The organism is Streptomyces adelaidensis, from assembly GCF_016598475.1.
Lineage (GTDB): Bacteria > Actinomycetota > Actinomycetes > Streptomycetales > Streptomycetaceae > Streptomyces > Streptomyces adelaidensis.
In genome coordinates, this window is the sequence record NZ_JAEMUX010000041.1 from 16,419 (window position 1) to 30,449 (window position 14,031).

Below are 14,031 nucleotides of genomic sequence, written 5' to 3' on the forward strand. Positions count from 1 at the left end.
TGGTTGAGACGGCAGTAGATCGGTAGAGCGCCAAGGCGGTCGACCACCGGGGAGGGGTTCACTCAATGGCGGCGCAGTTCGGTTTGAGGCTCCGCAAGGGGGCGGCCACCACCGCCCTGGCCGCGGCCACGGTAGCGGCACTGGCCGCTTCGCAGGCCCCGGGAGTGACCACCGACAGCGCGGGCAGACTGGCGGCGGGAGCGCCCTCGCCGGACGCGAGCGCCCGGGCCGGCGACACCGCCTCGGGCAACTCGCAGTACTACACGGACCTTCCGCCCCTGGACACCCCCACCCCGACCACCGGCACGGATGACTCCTCGGGTACGACCGCCGGCGGCGAACGCGGGATACCCGCGACCGTCCTCGACGCCTACAAGAAGGCCGAGTCGTCCCTGCGCGACTCCAAGCCCGGCTGCAACCTGCCCTGGCAACTCCTCGCCGCCATCGGCAAGGTGGAGTCCGGTCAGGCCAGGGGAGGCCAGGTCGACGCCGACGGCACGACGTACAAGAAGATCCTCGGCCCGGTCCTCGACGGCGGCGCGTTCGCCAACATCAGCGACACCGACAACGGCGCGTACGACGGCAACACCACGTACGACCAGGCGGTCGGCCCCATGCAGTTCATCCCCTCCACCTGGGAGTGGGCGGGCCGCGACGGCAACGGCGACGGTGCCAAGGACCCGAACAACATCTACGACGCCGCCCTCGCCGCCGGCCACTACCTGTGCCGCTTCGACTGGGACCTGTCCAACGGCGGCAACCTCCGCAGCGCGATCCTCAGCTACAACAACTCGACGGAGTACTACAACACCGTCATCTCGTGGCTGGAGTACTACCGCAAGGGCACCCACGAGATCCCGGACGGTACCGGCTCCCTGCCCCAGACGCCGAGCGGCAACAGCGACAACAGCGGTGGCGGCGGCAGTAACGACACCGACAACTCCACGCCGAGTCCCAGCCCGACGCCGCCGAACACGCAGAAGCCGGGCGGCGGCGAGTCGGGCGGCAGCGAGCCGGGTGGCGGCGAGCCGGGGGGCGGCGAGCCGGGGGGCGGCGAGCCGGGGGGCGGCGGTACCACCACGCCGACCCCGCCCACCACCACGCCGCCCACGACGCCCACGACGCCGCCGTCCAACACCGACACGGTGCACCACCTGGAGAACGCGGGCGCGTCGAACCTCACGGCCATGGCCGGTGACACCTTCACCGAGAAGATCGTCGCCCGCACCGAGACCAAGGCGGGCAAGGCAGTGGCGAAGGTCCGCGTCCGCTTTACCGTCGTCGGTGACTCGGGCACCACCTTCACCGGTGGCGAGAAGGTCGCGACCATCCTCACCGACAGCGCGGGCAAGGCCACGGCCCCCGCGCTCGTGGCCGGCGAGACGACCGGCGACGTCACCATCCGCGCCACCGTCGTGGGCCGCTCCGTGACCGCCCTCGACTACACGGCGACCGTCACCGCCCGCCGGGCCGACGCCCTCGCCCGCACCAGCGACACCGCGCTGACCTGCGTACCGAACGGCGAGTTCGCCGAGCAGGTCGGGGTGAAGGCCACCTACAAGGGCGAGATCGCGGACAAGGTCGCGGTCAAGGCCACCCTCATCAAGTCGCTCCTCGACACCACCGAGAACGACAAGGGCCCCTACTTCAAGGACGGGGACAAGGTGCTTCGCACCATGACTCTGGAGACCGACGACAACGGCCTGCTCACGCTGCCGAAGCTGCACTCGGACGACACCACCGGCACGTTCCTGCTCCGCATCGAGACCGAGGGCGGCGCAACGCTGACGGTCGAACTCAAGGTGGAGGCGCCTGCCGAGGCGACGCCCACCGAGCCGGCGGCCACCGACTCGGCGTCACCGAGCCCCGCCGCGTAACCCGGCGCGCGGTCCAGCGCGCAGTACTTCGTACGGCCCCTGCGGCGCCCTTCTTCCGGGAGGGGCGCCGCGGGTGTGTGTGCGACCTGTTCTCATCTCGCCCGAGCGTTGCTACGGTGCCGGACCTGACGAACTATCAGTTCCTGTTGGGGAAGCCCGTAGCCGGGAGGTCCGTATGCGTGCCGTGATCGCCGCCGCGACCGGACTCGCCCTCGCCTTCGCCCTGGCCTTCACGATCACGGCGATGGGCTCACCCACGGGCGAGACCTCACCGAAACCGTTGCTGACGACGGTGCCCGCACATCCATGACCGACGGGCCGAACCCGCACCACCGCCCGGGAGGGAGGCCGAGATGCGCCGAAGGGCCGGCCTGATCCTGCTCGCGCTCGCCGTGTTCTGCACGGCGTTGTCCCCACTGCTGCGCTGGTACGTCTTCCCGAGCGTGGCCAAGATCCCGGCCGACCAGTACCAGGACATGGTCCTTACGGCGAAGGACGCGACCCTCCTCGACTACGGCACGATGACCGCGCGGACGGTTCCCGAGGTCACCATCGTGCAGACCCTCAAGGGCAACGTGGAGGCCTCCGAGAAGATCGAGAAGACGGCCGGCCGGGACGTCGTCGTCTGGGACGGCCTGTCGTACGTGCAGGGCCCCGACGGCGAGATGGTCTCCCGGATCCCCGAGCGCTACATCTTCGACGCCCACACCCAGGAACCCGTCCACGCCAAGGGCGAGATGGTCGACGGCGACCCGGTCCGACGGGAGGGTCTGGAATTCAAATGGCCCTTCCTCACGGAGAAGCGGGACTACGAGTACTTCGACGCCCAGGCCCGGATCACGGCCCCCATCCACTACAAGGGCACCCAGGACTTCCGCGGCGTGGAGGTCTACTACTTCGAACAGACCATCCCCTGGACCAAGGTCCCCTTCCCCCGGACCATGCCCGTGGAGGGCATCACCCGGGAGACGGTCGCCGAGACGGGCACGACCCGCTGGTACACCACGGTCCGCAAGTTCTGGGTGGAGCCCGTCACCGGCGCCCCCGTGTACGGCGAGGAGATCCACAAGGAGGAACTCCGCGGCGGCACGCTCCTGGGCGACCGCGACAAGGTGACAGCCTTCGCCGGCCACGTGAAGATGCGCGAGGACTACATCGAACACACCGTCGATCTGGTCAAGTCCCAGCGCCTCCTCGTCCTCCTCATGACCACCTACCTGCCCTGGGGCTCCCTGGGCCTGGGCATCCTGCTCCTCGCCCTCTCCCTCTACGTCGAGGCCCGCGGCCGCCGGCCCGGCGAACCGGAGTCCAGCAGGCCCACGGCCCCCGAGCCGGTCAGCGCCTGAGCCGCGCGTTCGTGTACCGGGTGGGCTCGGCGGTCGCCGGGTCCTCCGGCCACGGATGCTTGGGATACCGCCCCCGCAGCTCTGCCCGTACGGCCTTGTAGCCGTCCTTCCAGAAAGAGGCGAGATCGGCGGTGACGGCGGCGGGCCGCCCGGCGGGGGAGAGGAGATGCACCAGCACGGGCACGCCGGCGAGCACGGGCGACTCCTGCAGCCCGAACATCTCCTGCAGCTTCACCGCCAGCACCGGCTGCTCGGGTCGCGCGTAGTCCACCCGGATCCGGGACCCGCTCGGCACCTCGATCCGCTCGGGCGCGAACTCGTCGAGCCGTCCGGCGTCCCCGGACGCCCACGGCAACAACCGGCCGAGAGCCTCCCCGGCATCGATCCGCCCGAGATCGGCCCGCCGCCGGGCCCGGCTCAACTCGGGCTCCAACCACTCGTCCACGCGCGCGTGGAGGGCGCTCTCGGAAACATCGGGCCACGGTTCACCGAGCCGCGCACGCACGAACGCCAGCCGCTCCCGCAACCGCTCCGCGTCCCGCGACCACCGCAACAGCCCCAGCCCGTCGACCCGCAGCCCTTCCAGCAACGCCTCCCGTACGAGCCCCGGCGCGGCCTTCTCGAGCGGCCGCACCGCCAATTCCACGGCCCCGAGACGCTCGACCCGCCGTGCTACGACGTCCCCGTCCCGCCAAGCGACCTCCTCGCCCCGGCTGTACAACGCCCCGGCCGCTTCCCGGGCCACCCCCTCGTCGACCGCGGCCGCCAGCCGCACCCGCGCATGGCCGGCCCCCACCGGCCGATCCGCCACAGCCACCGCGACCCACGACGCGCCCCGCAACCCCGACCCGTCCCCCACCTCGGCCCGAGTCCCGGAAACCATCAGGTACGACCCCCCGTCCGCCCTGGCCACCCGCTCGGGAAACGCCAACGCGACCACCACCCCGACGGCTTGGTCGTCCCCGGCCGTGGGGGGAGCCCCGTCGCGCGAACCGCCGGCGGCAGCCGCCGAGGGCGCCTGAGCGTCGGCCTCGCGCCCGCTCCCTTGTCCATCGGCCCGGCGTGCGCCGCCGCGAGTGCCGTCCTGGCGTCCGCTTGCCCGGCTGTCGGTCAGGGGCCCGCTCCTCCGGTTGCCGGCCCCCTTCCCGTTCCCCGGAACCTTGGCGCCCGGTTCGCCCGAGGAGGAGTCATCGATGGGGTCGGGGTGGGAGAGGAGCCGTGCCGGAGGCGACGGTGCCGAGGCGGCTCGCAGGCGCCGGGTCTCCTTGCGCCAGCGAGCGGCGTAGGCGTCACCCCCGCGCCGGGCGCCCCGCAGCGCGGCGGTGAGATCGTCGCCGTACTCCCGCGGGGGCTCCTCGCTCAGCAGGGCGACGACCTCCGCCGCGCGCTCGGGTCCCACCAGGGGTGCCGCGTCGAGAAGGGCGCGGGCGAGCCGGGGATGGAGGCCCAGCCGGGACATGCGGACACCCCGCTGCGTGGCGTGCCCGGCGGAGTCGACCGCGCCGATGGCGGACAGGACGCCGCGGGCCGCCGCCATCGCCCCGCTCGGCGGCGGGTCGAGGAGGGCGAGCCCGGCTCCGTCGGGGTCACCCCAGCAGGCCGCCTGGAGGGCGAACGCCGTCAGGTCGGCCACTTTGATCTCCGGCGCCGGGAAACGCGACAGGCGGGCGTCCTCGGCCTCCGCCCAGCACCGGTAGACCGCACCGGGGGCCTCGCGGCCGGCCCGCCCGGCCCGCTGCCGCCCGGCCGCCTGTGACGCCCGCACCGTCGTCAGCGCGCTCAGCCCGCGCGCGTGGTCGACGCGGGGCTCTCGGGCGAGCCCGGAATCGACGACCACGCGCACCCCGGGCACCGTCAGCGAGGACTCGGCCACCGAGGTCGCCAGGACCACCCGGCGCCGCTCCCCGCCGGTCAGCACCGCGTCCTGCACTGCCGTGGGCGCCCGCCCGTGCACCTGGAGCACGTCCACGTCACCGAGACCGCCCAGCTGCCCGGCCACGCGCGCGATCTCGCCCACACCCGGCAGGAAACAGAGGACGTCCCCCTGCCGCTCGGCCAGCGCCCGCCGCACCATCGACGCCACATGCGCCAGCAACGCCGGATCCACCCGCATCCCGTGCGGCGGACGTACCGGACGGGCCGGCGGCGCCCACACCACCTCGACCGGATGCGCCACCGCCTGCGCCGCGACCACCGGCGCCCCGCCCAGCAGCCGCGCCCAGCCCTCCGCGTCCGTCGTCGCCGACGCCGCCACCAGCCGCAGCTCGGGCCGCAGCGCCTCGCGCACGTCCAGCAGGAACGCCGCCACCGTGTCCGCGTCCAGATGCCGCTCATGACACTCGTCGAGGATGACGACGTCGACGCCCGGCAGCTCCTGGTCCCGCTGCAACCGTTGCAGCAGTACACCGGTCGTGACGACCTCCACACGCGCGCGTGGACCGACGACCCGTTCACCGCGCACGGTGTAACCGACGCGCCCGCCGACCTGCTCGCCCAGCAGCCACGCCATCCGCCGGGCCGCCGCCCGCGCCGCGATCCGCCGCGGCTCGGCGACGACCACCCGCCGTACCGGCCCGCCGTCCAGCAGACCCGCCAGAGCCAGCGGCACCAGCGTCGTCTTGCCGGTGCCGGGCGGCGCGACGAGGACGGCGGCGCCGTGCCCCTCCAGGGCGTCGGTCAGACCGGAAAGGGCAGCGCGCACGGGCAGCGCGTCCAAGGCGTCGTAACGGATCACGCCCCTAGTGTCGTACGCCCCTCGGAACACCCTCCACGCGCGCGTGCGCAGCTATACGCGTACACGCGCGCGTGCCTCTCTGTCTCTTGCCCTCTATCCCTTGATCTCTTGTCTGTCTCCCGCAGGCCTCAGTCCCGCGCGCACACGAAGATCGCCGTCCCCGGGATCAGGCTTCCGCGCAGCGGTGACCAGCCGCCCCACTCGGAGGTGTTCCAGACGGGCCACTCCGGCTCGACCAGGTCGACCAGCCGGAAACCGGCCGCGACGACGTCCCGGACGCGGTCGCCGATCGTGCGGTGGTGCTCCACGTAGATCGCGCGGCCCTCGTCGTCCTGCTCGACGTACGGCGTGCGGTCGAAGTACGAGCCGGACACGGACAGGCCCTCCGGGCCGGGCTCGTCGGGGAACGCCCAGCGGATCGGATGGGTCGCCGAGAAGACGAAACGGCCACCGGGGCGCAGCACACGGCGCACCTCGCGCAGCACCTGGACCGGGTCGGCGACGAAGGGCAGCGCCCCGTACGCCGAGCACGCCAGGTCGAAGGAGGCGTCCGCGAAAGGCAGCTCGCCGGCGTCGGCACACACCAGCGGGAACGATCCGCCGATGCGCAGAGCGTGCTGGAGCTGGCGGTGGGAGAGGTCCAGGGCGACCGGACGGGCACCCTGGGCGGCCAGCCAGCGCGAGCACTGCGCGGCGCCGGCGCCGATCTCCAGGACATGCTTGCCCTTCAGCTCCTCGGGCGGCCCCAGCAGCTCCGCCTCGATCTCGTCGAGCCCTTCCGGGCCCCACACGAAGCGGTCATCCCCCAGGAACGTGCCGTGCTCGATCTGGTACTCGTCCGCGTTGCGGTCCCACCAGCCCCGGTTGGCCCGGGAACTCTCCGTCACACCGGCCTCGCGCCGGGTGGCCTCCGGCTCGGCGGCATCGGGGGAAGCGGGGGTCCCGGAGGCCCCGGGGACCTCTTCGGCTTCGTGGACATCGGGCTCTTGGATGATCGGCTCCCTCGTCGTACTCTTCCGTCACCCGCGTGGCGCGACCCGCTCCGGGGGCGTCACGAAAGAGGTGTCTCAGGCCTGCGTGGCCTCATGGGACAGGTTTTGTGCCGGGTATGCGGCGTTCCGCCCCGGGTGTGCGCCTTCGCGCATTGACCCTGCCTGGCTGCCCCCGTATGCTACAAGTTGCGCTGCGGGCCTGCGCACCTCAGACCTAGCAGGCTGCGCTCGCATCTGTTGTATGTCCCCTCGGTTTTCGAGGCGCCACCGGAATTTTCCGGTGTGGCGCTTCCTTGGCTGTCCGGCTTCTTCAGAGCGACACGGGCTCCCGGCGTAGCAGTACCTACGACTTCAATGTCCGTACCGGAGCCCTTTCCCACATGACGAGCAGCACCGAGACCACCGCCACCACCCCGCAGGTTGCGGTCAACGACATCGGTGACGAGGAAGCATTCCTCGCCGCTATCGACGAGACGATCAAGTACTTCAACGATGGCGACATCGTCGACGGCGTCATCGTCAAGGTTGACCGGGACGAGGTTCTCCTCGACATCGGTTACAAGACTGAAGGTGTCATCCCGAGCCGCGAGCTCTCGATCAAGCACGACGTCGACCCGAACGAGGTCGTCAAGGTCGGCGACGAGATCGAAGCCCTTGTTCTCCAGAAGGAGGACAAGGAAGGCCGCCTGATCCTCTCGAAGAAGCGCGCCCAGTACGAGCGCGCCTGGGGCACCATCGAGAAGATCAAGGAAGAGGACGGCATCGTCACCGGTACCGTCATCGAGGTCGTCAAGGGTGGACTCATCCTCGACATCGGCCTCCGTGGCTTCCTGCCGGCTTCCCTCGTCGAGATGCGCCGTGTCCGCGACCTCCAGCCCTACGTGGGCAAGGAGCTCGAGGCCAAGATCATCGAGCTGGACAAGAACCGCAACAACGTGGTCCTGTCCCGCCGTGCCTGGCTGGAGCAGACCCAGAGCGAGGTCCGTCAGACCTTCCTCACGACCCTGCAGAAGGGCCAGGTCCGCTCCGGCGTCGTCTCCTCGATCGTCAACTTCGGTGCGTTCGTGGACCTTGGTGGCGTCGACGGTCTCGTCCACGTCTCCGAGCTGTCCTGGAAGCACATCGACCACCCGTCCGAGGTTGTCGAGGTCGGCCAGGAAGTCACCGTCGAGGTTCTCGACGTCGACATGGACCGTGAGCGTGTCTCCCTGTCGCTGAAGGCGACGCAGGAAGACCCGTGGCAGCAGTTCGCCCGGACCCACCAGATCGGTCAGGTCGTCCCGGGTAAGGTCACGAAGCTCGTCCCGTTCGGTGCGTTCGTCCGCGTGGACGAGGGCATCGAGGGTCTGGTCCACATCTCCGAGCTGGCCGAGCGCCACGTGGAGATCCCGGAGCAGGTCGTCCAGGTCAACGACGAGATCTTCGTCAAGGTCATCGACATCGACCTCGAGCGCCGCCGCATCAGCCTCTCGCTGAAGCAGGCCAACGAGTCCTTCGGTGCCGACCCGGCCTCGGTCGAGTTCGACCCGACGCTGTACGGCATGGCCGCGTCGTACGACGACCAGGGCAACTACATCTACCCCGAGGGCTTCGACCCCGAGACCAACGACTGGCTCGAGGGTTACGAGTCCCAGCGTGAGGTGTGGGAGAACCAGTACGCCGAGGCGCAGACGCGCTTCGAGCAGCACCAGGCTCAGGTCATCAAGTCCCGCGAGGCCGACGCCGCTGCCGCGGCCGAGGGCGGCGACACCGCGGGTGCGGCTCCGGCCGCCTCCGGTGGCGGCGGTGGTTCGTACTCCTCCGAGGGTGCTGACACCTCCGGTGCGCTCGCTTCGGACGAGGCGCTCGCCGCGCTCCGCGAGAAGCTCGCCGGCGGCCAGAGCTGAACGCTCACCGCTGAGAGTTAGCCGATAACACTTCGGGCCCGCATCCTTCGTGGATGCGGGCCCGAAGTGTTGCCACCGGTGTGGACCGGCGTGGACCGGCGTGGACCGGCGCGGACCGGCGTGGACCGGCGTGGACCGGCGAGGGGCGCGGTAGCGGGGAAAGGGCGGGCGAAGGTACAGCCCGCTGCCCGTGCGCGCCGCCAGAAACCTGTGCGATACGCAGGCGGCTGGCGGATCGTCACCTGGCGCTGACAGGCTCTTCCGGTCATCCATGACGGGAAGGGGAGCCGAGCACATGGCACGGACACCGGCGTGGTCGCGCGGCGGGCAGACGATGTCCGCGACCACGGGCGCCCTCGAACTCGCCCCGACCACGCAGGCCGCCCAGCGCACACGCGGCATGCCCGACCTGACGGCCAGGTGCGAGCTGGGCGAGGCGGGCAACGACAGGGCGGGCCGGTCTTCCGCAACTCGGCATTCGCGTAGCGGTGTTCATCGAGGTCGACGCCGACGCGTACCTCTTCAACGGCGTCGACCGGCATGACGAAGGCGATGAGGTGCCGGACCGCGAAGGCCGATGTCCCCGGCTCCGTCTCGGAGTTGCTCGTCGAGGTTCGGTGCCACGGCGGACGGCGTCCATCCACCGGGCGCGTCCACTTCGCCGGTCTGGCCCAGCCGCACCGTCACCTGGCGGCAGGGGGCGCTGAAGTCCGCGCGGATCCGTCGAAGGGAACGGTCCCCGGGAATGCCCGGACCCCCTGCCACGTTGTGGACTATGGACATGAGGAGGAGCGGTCACAGTGCTTGATCCGCAGGGTTTGTACGCATGGGAGCCGAAGGGCCTGGCAGTCGTCGACGTGGCGCTCGCCCAGGAGTCGGCGGGACTTGTCATGCTCTACCACTTCGACGGATACATCGACGCGGGTGAGACCGGCGACCAGATCGTCGACCGGCTCCTCGGCTCGCTGCCCCACCAGGTCGTGGCCCGCTTCGATCACGACCGGCTCGTGGACTACCGGGCGCGCCGCCCGCTGCTGACGTTCAAGCGCGATCGCTGGACGGACTACGAGGAGCCGACGCTGGACGTACGGCTCGTCCAGGACGCCACGGGAGCGCCCTTCCTCCTGCTGTCGGGCCCCGAGCCGGACGTGGAGTGGGAGCGCTTCGCGGCCGCCGTCCAGCAGATCGTGGAACGGCTCGGCGTCCGCCTCTCGGTGAACTTCCACGGCATCCCCATGGGCGTGCCGCACACCCGCCCGGTCGGCCTCACCCCGCACGGCAGCCGGTCCGACCTGGTCCCCGGCCACCGCAGCCCCTTCGAGGAGGCGCAGGTGCCCGGCAGCGCCGAGTCCCTCGTGGAGTACCGCCTCATGGAGGCCGGGCACGACGTCCTGGGCGTCGCCGCGCACGTCCCGCACTACATCGCCCGCTCGCCCTACCCGGACGCCGCCCTGACCGTGCTGGAGGCCGTCACGGCTGCCACCGGTCTGGTCCTGCCCTCCGTCGCGCACGCCCTCCGTACGGAGGCGCACCGTACGCAGACGGAGATCGACCGGCAGATCCGGGAGGGCGACGAGGAGCTCGTCGCCCTCGTCCAGGGCCTTGAGCACCAGTACGACGCCGCCGCGGGTGCCGAGACGCGGGGCAACATGCTCGCCGAACCCGTCGAGATCCCGTCCGCGGACGAGATCGGGCGCGAGTTCGAGAAGTTCCTGGCGGAGCGGGAGGGCGAGGGCTGAGCCCCTCGGACTCCTCGTCCACACAGCTGTGGGAGGCCCTGGCATCAGGGCCTCCCACAGCTGTGTCAGTGGCAGGCCCTAAGCTGCCGGGCATGCTGAAGGTTGGTTTGACCGGCGGTATCGGCGCCGGAAAGAGCGAGGTGTCGCGGCTGCTCGTGGAGTGCGGGGCCGTGCTGATCGACGCGGACCGGATCGCGCGCGAGGTGGTCGCCCCCGGCACCCCCGGGCTCGCCGCGGTCGTCGAGGCCTTCGGCGCGGACGTCCTCGCGCCGGACGGCGGACTGGACCGCCCCAAGCTGGGCTCCATCGTCTTCGCGGACCCGGCGAAGCTCGCCGCGCTGAACGCGATCGTGCACCCCCTGGTCGGTGCCCGCTCCAGAGAGCTGGAGGACACCGCCGCCGAGGACGCCGTCGTCGTCCATGACGTCCCCCTGCTCACCGAGAACGGCCTCGCCCCGCTCTACGACCTCGTGGTCGTCGTGGACGCGGCCCCCGAGACGCAGCTCGACCGGCTCGTCCGCCTGCGCGGCATGACGGCGGAGGACGCACGCGCGCGCATGGCCGCCCAGGCGACCCGCGAGAAGCGCCTGGAGATCGCGGACATCGTCATCGACAACGACGTGCCCCTGGAAGACCTCCGCCGGCGTGTGCGGGACGTCTGGGCGGATCTCACTCGCAGGGCACACCCGTCCCGGGAGGGGTCCGAACACGCACAGGAATAGCGGCCTCGCGACGGGCGTTGAACCGTCGCAGCAAGGGAAGGACTCAGCCGTGCCCGACATCAGCGGTTCCACCGGACGTACGCCGGAGACGCACGTCATCGACTTTCGCGCCGCCGAGCAACTGCTCGACGCGAAGGATCCGCGGGGCGCGGTGAAGCTGCTCGACAGCGTCATAGCCGAGCACCCGGAGAACACCGCGGCCCGGCTGCTGCGCGCCCGCGCCTTCTTCGCGGCGGCCCAACTGCGGCCCGCCGAGCTGGAGTTCACCATCGTCCTGGAGCGCGAGCCGGACAACGCGTTCGCGCACTTCGCCCTCGCCCGGACCTATGAGCGCCAGGCCCGACCCGATCAGGCCAAACGCCACTTCCGCCTCGCCGCGGCCCTCGACCCGAACCCGCAGTACCTGGAAGCGGCCCGGTTCGACGCCTGAGGGCTCCGGGGGCTTCCGGCTCCTACGGGTGGCGGTGCCCCGGCGGCGGGTACGGCGGGATGTCCCGGCCCGGCTGGTAGTGCGGACCCTGGCGGATGTGGCGCAGGATCATCGTCAGGTCGACGGTGACGATCAGCCACAGGACGCCACACGCGACGGCCCAGCCGGGGCGGTCGGCGAGGGCGAAGGCCGCCGTTCCGGCGATCGCCCAGATCAGACCCCATACGCTCAGCCAGAGCCGCATCCGCAGGGCACTGCGCGCTGTCGTCGGTTCACTGCCGGTACGCATCGCGATCGCTGCTCCTCGGCGGGCGGGAACCACTGCTTCGTATCGCCCCGTCTTGTTGATCCTGCTTGTTCTACTCGTGCCGTTTTTCCCACTTGCTCCACTCGTCCTACTCGTCCTATTCGGAAACGTACTCTTCGGTTCGTGCGTTCTCCAGGAGACGGTGTCGTGTGACGGGGGAGGCGATTGTGCTGCTGGACGCGTTGCGAGCGGACGAGGAGCTCGTCGAGTGGCTGAGGCGACTTGAGGAGAGCGAAGGGGCCCCGGGGGCGGAGGCGCGGCTCCCGGACGCCTCGGACCTGCCGGACATTCTGCTGGACCTGGCCGTGCCGTACGAGGACGTCAACGACCTGGTCGCGCTGCGCCGCACGCTGGCGGACGACGAGGGGGCGACCCGGCTTCTCGGGCAGTGCGTCGACGGGCTCGTACGGGACCTGGGGAAGATCGGCAAGGGGCTGAAGATCCTTCCGTTCCCACCGGAGTCGGGTCCGCTGGGCCGCTACTTCCCGGTGTTCGTCTTCGTCGCGGCGCTGCCGTATGTGCGTGCGTACCACCGGGAGCGCGGCATCCCCGACGACGTCTCCCGGCGCGCCCTCGCGGATCTCGGCCGCGGCCTGGTGCTGTACCGACGGCGGTACGGGGTGGGCGGGCTGATGGCGCCCACCTGGTTCTCGCTGCACTTCCACGGGGAGCTGTTCCAGCTGGGGCGGCTGCAGTTCCAGCGGACCCGGCTGGGCGGGCGAGAAGGGGTCGCGCCGGCGGCTTCCGGTCTGGCGCTCGGGCCCGGGGAGCCCTGCCTCGACCTGCACATACCCGACTACGCGGGACCGCTGACGCCGCAGGCGTGCGACCGGTCGCTGGCGCTGGCCCGCGACTTCTTCCCGCGCCACTTCCCCGAGGAGCGCTACACGGCCGCCTGCTGCCACTCCTGGCTCCTCGATCCGCAGCTGAAGCGGTATCTCCCGGCGGACTCCAACATCGTCCGGTTCCAGGAGCGGTTCCGGGTCGGCTGCGGGAACGGCGACCCCGAGGACGACCTGCCGGTTCGCTTCGTGTTCGGCGACCCGGACCTGCCGGTGGAGACCCTGCCGCGCCGGACGAGCCTCGAACGGGCCGTGGGCGATCACCTGCGGGCGGGTGGGCACTGGTACAGCGGCCATGGGTGGTTCGCGTGGTGAGGCGACACCATCGGATCACGGCACGTGTATTCACCCCATCGAGTGATGGGTGAGTGGAACTGCCCGTGTCCGTACGGCCGTTGAGCGGATATGAGCATTCACATGCGTGAGGGGTACGAGGGGACCGGACCCGGCGCGATCACCCCGGACGGCTGCGCGGTCGAGTTGTATGCGCGGCTGCCGGTGGGGGACGAGCCGGATGTCATCGCGGGCGTCGCGCCCGCGGGTGCGCGCATTCTCGAACTGGGCTGCGGGGTGGGCCGTATGACCCACCCGCTGATCGAGCGGGGGTTCACCGTCACGGCCGTCGACGAGTCGGCACAGATGCTGGAGCGCGTGCGCGGGGCCCGCACGATATGCGCCCCGATCGAGGCGCTCGACGTGGGGGAGAAGTTCGACGTGGTGATGCTCGCGTCGTTCCTCGTCCACGCCGGGGACCCCGAGGTGCGGCGAGGCCTGCTCGCGACCTGTCTGAGGCATGTCGCCGACGACGGCTTCGTACTGATCCAGCGCGAGGGGGAGGACTACCACACGAACGTGCCCCGTGAGCGGGTCGACGCCCAGGGCTTCACCGTCCGCATCGTCTCGGCCGAACCGGTCGGGGACGGGGTCGACTCGGTGCACGCGGAGTATCTCTTCCCGGACGGCGAGTGGACCCAGACGTTCCGGTCGCGGCCGCTGACCAAGGAGCAGTTCGAGGAGGCGTTGGGGGAAGCGGGGCTCAAGGCGGACCAGTATCTGACGGAGGACCGGGTGTGGGTGAAGGCGGTGCCGGTCGGGTGACGAGCTGACGGCGAGTTGAGGGGGGAAGGGAGGAGGGGAAGGGGGAGGGGGAGGGGAA

The 14,031-nt window shown here is 71.1% G+C and carries 12 protein-coding genes; 9 read left to right on the top strand and 3 right to left on the bottom strand.

Going from position 1 to position 14,031, the window contains the following annotated elements; all coding sequences use genetic code 11:
- Window positions 1-65 precede the first annotated feature (65 nt).
- The 3 genes from I8N67_RS23175 to pgfA all read left to right on the top strand — a co-directional run bounded on the left by I8N67_RS23175 (window position 66) and on the right by pgfA (window position 3,223).
- Window positions 66-1,877, top strand: coding sequence for a lytic transglycosylase domain-containing protein (locus I8N67_RS23175; RefSeq protein ID WP_200305106.1), 1,812 nt, complete (start codon window positions 66-68; stop codon window positions 1,875-1,877).
- Window positions 1,878-2,052: 175 nt separating this feature from the next.
- Window positions 2,053-2,187, top strand: a complete 135-nt coding sequence (locus I8N67_RS23180) for an SPW_0924 family protein (protein WP_200305107.1) — start codon at window positions 2,053-2,055, stop codon at window positions 2,185-2,187.
- Between the two features lie 43 nt (window positions 2,188-2,230).
- Window positions 2,231-3,223, top strand: coding sequence for a cell envelope lipid trafficking protein PgfA (pgfA, locus tag I8N67_RS23185; protein ID WP_200305108.1), 993 nt, complete (start codon window positions 2,231-2,233; stop codon window positions 3,221-3,223).
- On the opposite strand, the gene I8N67_RS23190 is transcribed toward pgfA, so the two are convergent.
- Complete coding sequence (locus tag I8N67_RS23190) at window positions 3,213-5,957, bottom strand: ATP-dependent RNA helicase (protein ID WP_200305109.1); 2,745 nt, start codon at window positions 5,955-5,957, stop codon at window positions 3,213-3,215. The two genes, pgfA and I8N67_RS23190, sit on opposite strands and share 11 nt — an antisense overlap.
- A gap of 128 nt (window positions 5,958-6,085) precedes the next feature.
- Window positions 6,086-6,844 (bottom strand): class I SAM-dependent methyltransferase, encoded by a 759-nt coding sequence (locus I8N67_RS23195; protein ID WP_307835332.1) that lies wholly within the window; start codon window positions 6,842-6,844, stop codon window positions 6,086-6,088.
- Window positions 6,845-7,329: 485 nt separating this feature from the next.
- Here I8N67_RS23195 and rpsA point away from each other — a divergent pair, with 485 nt between their 5' ends.
- From rpsA to I8N67_RS23215, 4 genes are all read left to right on the top strand, one after another.
- A complete protein-coding gene (gene rpsA, locus I8N67_RS23200) occupies window positions 7,330-8,835 on the top strand; it encodes a 30S ribosomal protein S1 (RefSeq protein WP_200305110.1) in 1,506 nt (501 codons plus the stop codon).
- 800 nt (window positions 8,836-9,635) lie between these two features.
- A complete protein-coding gene (locus tag I8N67_RS23205; protein ID WP_200305111.1) occupies window positions 9,636-10,574 on the top strand; it encodes a PAC2 family protein in 939 nt (312 codons plus the stop codon).
- 92 nt (window positions 10,575-10,666) lie between these two features.
- Window positions 10,667-11,296: a dephospho-CoA kinase gene (gene coaE / locus I8N67_RS23210; RefSeq protein ID WP_200305112.1), complete on the top strand. Its 630-nt coding sequence runs from the start codon at window positions 10,667-10,669 to the stop codon at window positions 11,294-11,296.
- Between the two features lie 49 nt (window positions 11,297-11,345).
- Window positions 11,346-11,726: a tetratricopeptide repeat protein gene (locus I8N67_RS23215; RefSeq protein WP_200305113.1), complete on the top strand. Its 381-nt coding sequence runs from the start codon at window positions 11,346-11,348 to the stop codon at window positions 11,724-11,726.
- A 22-nt stretch (window positions 11,727-11,748) separates the two neighbouring features.
- Here I8N67_RS23215 and I8N67_RS23220 read toward each other — a convergent pair whose 3' ends face one another.
- Entirely contained in the window at window positions 11,749-12,015 is a 267-nt protein-coding gene (locus I8N67_RS23220) for a DUF6343 family protein (RefSeq protein WP_200305114.1), read from the bottom strand.
- 185 nt (window positions 12,016-12,200) lie between these two features.
- Between I8N67_RS23220 and I8N67_RS23225 the strand changes: the two genes are divergently transcribed.
- Entirely contained in the window at window positions 12,201-13,190 is a 990-nt protein-coding gene (locus I8N67_RS23225) for an acyltransferase domain-containing protein (RefSeq protein WP_200305146.1), read from the top strand.
- Window positions 13,191-13,280: 90 nt separating this feature from the next.
- Entirely contained in the window at window positions 13,281-13,973 is a 693-nt protein-coding gene (locus I8N67_RS23230) for a class I SAM-dependent methyltransferase (RefSeq protein WP_200305115.1), read from the top strand.
- Window positions 13,974-14,031 lie beyond the last annotated feature (58 nt).